This is a genomic window from Streptomyces chilikensis, from assembly GCF_001642695.1.
GTDB lineage: Bacteria > Actinomycetota > Actinomycetes > Streptomycetales > Streptomycetaceae > Streptomyces > Streptomyces chilikensis.
The window spans coordinates 579269-583023 of sequence record NZ_LWCC02000005.1 but is presented as its reverse complement, the minus strand read 5'-3'; the positions used below and the strand labels follow the sequence as shown (position 1 = coordinate 583023).

Below are 3755 nucleotides of genomic sequence, written 5' to 3'. Positions count from 1 at the left end.
CCTTGGCCGCGTCCTCCAGCGACAGGATCCCGGCGACGGCCGCGGCGGCGATCTCGCCCTGGGAGTGACCGATCACCGCGGCCGGCTGGACCCCGTAGGAGCGCCACAGCTCCGCGAGGGAGACCATGACGGCCCACAGCACCGGCTGGACCACGTCCACCCGCTCCAGGCCCTCGCCACTGCGGACGACATCGAGCAGCGACCAGTCGATGTGCGGAGCCAGCGCGGCCGCACACTCCGCCATCCGCGCCGCGAACACCGGAGACGCGTCGAGGAGTTCGACCGCCATCCCCGCCCACTGCGCGCCCTGACCCGGGAACACGAACACCGGCCTGCCGTGATCACCGGCGGATCCGCGTGCGGCGCCGGCGGGGAGGTCGCCCTCCGCCAGGGCGAGGAGGCGGTCCGCCATGGAGGTCACGTCGTCGCCGACCACCACGGCGCGGTGGTCGAAGGCGGTACGGGTACGGAGCAGCGACAGGCCGATGTCCTCGGGTGAGGGAACCGGCCGCGCGGTCCGCACGTGCCGGAGCAGCCGGCCGGCCTGGTCGGCGAGCGCGGCTTCGGTCCGTGCGGAGAGGAGCCACGGCAGCGGTCCGTTCGGACGACCCGCCGGCGCGGACACCGCGGATCCGGCGGAACCGGTGGCACCGCCGGCCGTCTCCTCGGAGGGCTCCGGCTCGGGCGCCTCCTCGATGACGGCGTGGGCGTTGGTTCCGCTCATGCCGAAGGCGGAGACGCCCGCCCGCCGCAGCCGGCCCGGGCGTTCCCAGGCACGGGGGCGGGTGAGGAGTTCGACGGAGCCCGAGGCCCAGTCGACGTGCGAGGAGGGCGCGTCCACGTGGAGGGTGCGCGGCATGACGCCGTGGCGCATGGCCATGACCATCTTGATGACGCCGGCGACGCCCGCCGCGGCCTGGGTGTGGCCGATGTTCGACTTCAGCGAGCCCAGCCACAGCGGCCGGTCCTCGGGCCGGTCCTGGCCGTAGGTGGCGAGCAGGGCCTGCGCCTCGATGGGGTACCACCGGTGATCAGCACCGTGCCCCGCACCTTCCACACCCCGCCCGCACCGGACGCGGCCGCCCGCACCACGCGACGGGCGAGAACACCGGCCGGACGCACCGCCGCCTGGTCCTCACCCTCGAGCCCGGCCAGAACGGCGGCAGTGCGCTCCCACGCCTGCCCGTCCAGGACCTCGGGGAGATCGACCAGACCGCCCCACCGCTTGGGCTCCTCCAGCGCCACGACCCGGCCCAGACCCCACACCTGCGCCTGAGCGGCACTACGGACAGGATCCGAGTCACCGGTGGTGACCGCCCCCTGGGTCAGGCACCACAGCGGCGCCTGCACACCCGCCTCACCCAGACGCTGCACCAGGTCGAGCGTCGCCGCGAGACCGGGAGCGACACCGCCCGCTTCCCACACGGAATCGTCGTCGTCCACCGCCAGCAGGGACAGGACGCCTGCCGCCTGCCGGTGCTGCGACAGATCGCTGTCGGTGCCGACCCGCACCACCTCCGCGCCGGCGCTCTTCAACCCGTAGGAGGCCCACTCGACCGTGAACTCGTCCAGCGTCTCCGGCACCACCAGCAGCCACCGCCCCTTGAGGGCAGTGACGTTGGAGACGACCGGGATGCGCGGGGCGTGGAAGGTGAGACCGGCGGCGATCCTGCGGAACTCGTCGAGCATCGGTTCCATGCGCGGCGAGTGGAAGGCGTGGCTGACCCGCAGGCGCTTCGACTTCGCGAACCGGCCCGCGATCGCCAGCACTTCGTCCTCGTCGCCGGAGACGACGACCGAGGTGGGGCCGTTGAGGGCGGCGATGGAGACGTTGGCGGTGAGCAGGGGCAGGATCTCGTCCTCGGTGGCCTGGACGGCGACCATCGCCCCGCCCTCCGGCAGGGCCTGCATCAGCCGGCCACGTGCCGCGACGAGCGCGGCAGCGTCCTCCAGCGACCACACGCCGGCGACGTGCGCGGCGGCGAGCTCGCCGATGGAGTGGCCCAGCAGGTAGTCGGGCGTGACACCCCAGTGCTCCATCAGCCGGAACAGGGCGACCTCGACGGCGAACAGACCCGCCTGCGTGTAGACGGTCTTGTCCAGCAGATCCGAGTCGGCGTCGAAGACCAGCTCCTTCACCGGACGGTCCAGGTGCTTGTCCAACTCGGCGCAGACGGCGTCGAAGGCGTCGGCGAACACCGGGAACGCCTCGTACAGCTCACGCCCCATCCCGGCCCGCTGCGAACCCTGGCCCGAGAACAGGAAGGCGGTCCGGCCGTCCGCGGCCTGGCCGCGGAAGACGCCCGGTGCCGTCTCTCCCGAGGCGAGGTGTTCCAGGCCGCTGAGGAACTCCGCCCGGTCGGCGGCGACCACGGCGGCGCGGCGCTCGAGGTGGGCGCGGCCGGTGGCCAGGGAGAAGCCGACGTCCATCAAGGAGGCCCCGGCGTCCCCCCTGGCGTGGGCGAGGAGCCGCTCGGCCTGTCGGGCGAGGGAACGGTCCGAGCGGGCGGAGAGGACCCACGGCACCAGGGGCGGCAGCGACTCGGGGTCCTGCGGCCGGGCGGCGGGCTCCTCCTGTGCCTGCTCGAGGACGACGTGGGCGTTGGTGCCGCTGATGCCGAAGGAGGAGACCGCGGCGCGGCGCGGACGTTCCCCGGTCTCCGGCCACGGGCGCTCCTGCGTGAGCAGCGCCACCGTGCCCGGTGACCAGTCGATCCGGGTGGAGGGTTCGCCGACGTGGAGCGTGCGGGGCAGGACGCCGTGGCGGAGGGCCAGGACCATCTTGATGATGCCGGCGACGCCCGCGGCGGCCTGCGTGTGCCCGATGTTGGACTTGATGGATCCCAGCCACAGCGGCCGGTCCGCATCGCGTTCCCGGCCGTAGGTGGCCAGCAGTGCCTGGGCCTCGATGGGGTCGCCCAGCGTCGTGCCGGTGCCGTGGGCCTCGACGGCGTCGACGTCGGCGCCGTCGAGACCGGCGTTGGCGAGTGCGGCGCGGATGAAGGAGGCCCACTCGACCGTGAACTCGTCCAGCGTCTCCGGCACCACCAGCAGCCACCGCCCCTTGAGGGCAGCGGAGTCAGCGGCAGCGACGGGCTTCCAGGTCACCTGGTAGCGCCACGTGTCGGCAACCGCGTGGCGGCGCCGACGGGTGCGCCAGGAGGAGAGCGCCGGCAGCGCGTCCTGCAGCGGAAGGTCTCCGCTGAGGTTCAGCTCCGCGAGGAGGGCGGACAGGTCACCCGTGTCGATCGCCTCCCACAGCGCCGTGTCCACGGACGCGTCCACGGCAGGGGCGGGCAGGGCGGTCGGGGCCGCGACGGGTTCCGGGGCCTGCGGCCAGTAGCGTTGGCGGTCGAAGGCGTAGGTGGGCAGCTCGGCGAGGACGGCCCCCGTCCCCGCGTAGAAACGCGTCCAGTCGACGACCGCGCCGTGCACATGTGCCTCGGCGATGGCCCCCATGACGCTCCGCGGTTCGGGGAAGGCCTTGCGGAGAGCGGGGATGAGGGTCTTCTTCCGGGAATCGGCCAGGCAGTCCTTCCCCATCGCCGCGAGCACGCCGCCGGGGCCGAGCTCGAGGTAGGTGGTCACCCCCTGGATCTCGAGGTGACGGATGCCGTCGGCGAAGCGGACGGCCTGGCGGACGTGGTCCACCCAGTAGTCCGCGGTCAGCAGCTCCTCACCCGCGACGGTGCCGGTGACGTTGGAGACGACCGGGATGCGCGGGGCGTGGAAGGTGAGACCGGCGGCGATCCTGC

2 pseudogenes are annotated in these 3755 nt (G+C 73.4%); both read right to left on the bottom strand.

Annotated elements, in window-relative coordinates:
* A pseudogene (locus tag A2U95_RS33695) lies at positions 1-3000 on the bottom strand (acyltransferase domain-containing protein); the annotation flags it as partial.
* Positions 3001-3201: 201 nt separating this feature from the next.
* Positions 3202-3459 (bottom strand): annotated as a pseudogene (locus A2U95_RS33690) (hypothetical protein); the annotation flags it as partial.
* Between the last annotated feature and the right edge of the window lie 296 nt (positions 3460-3755).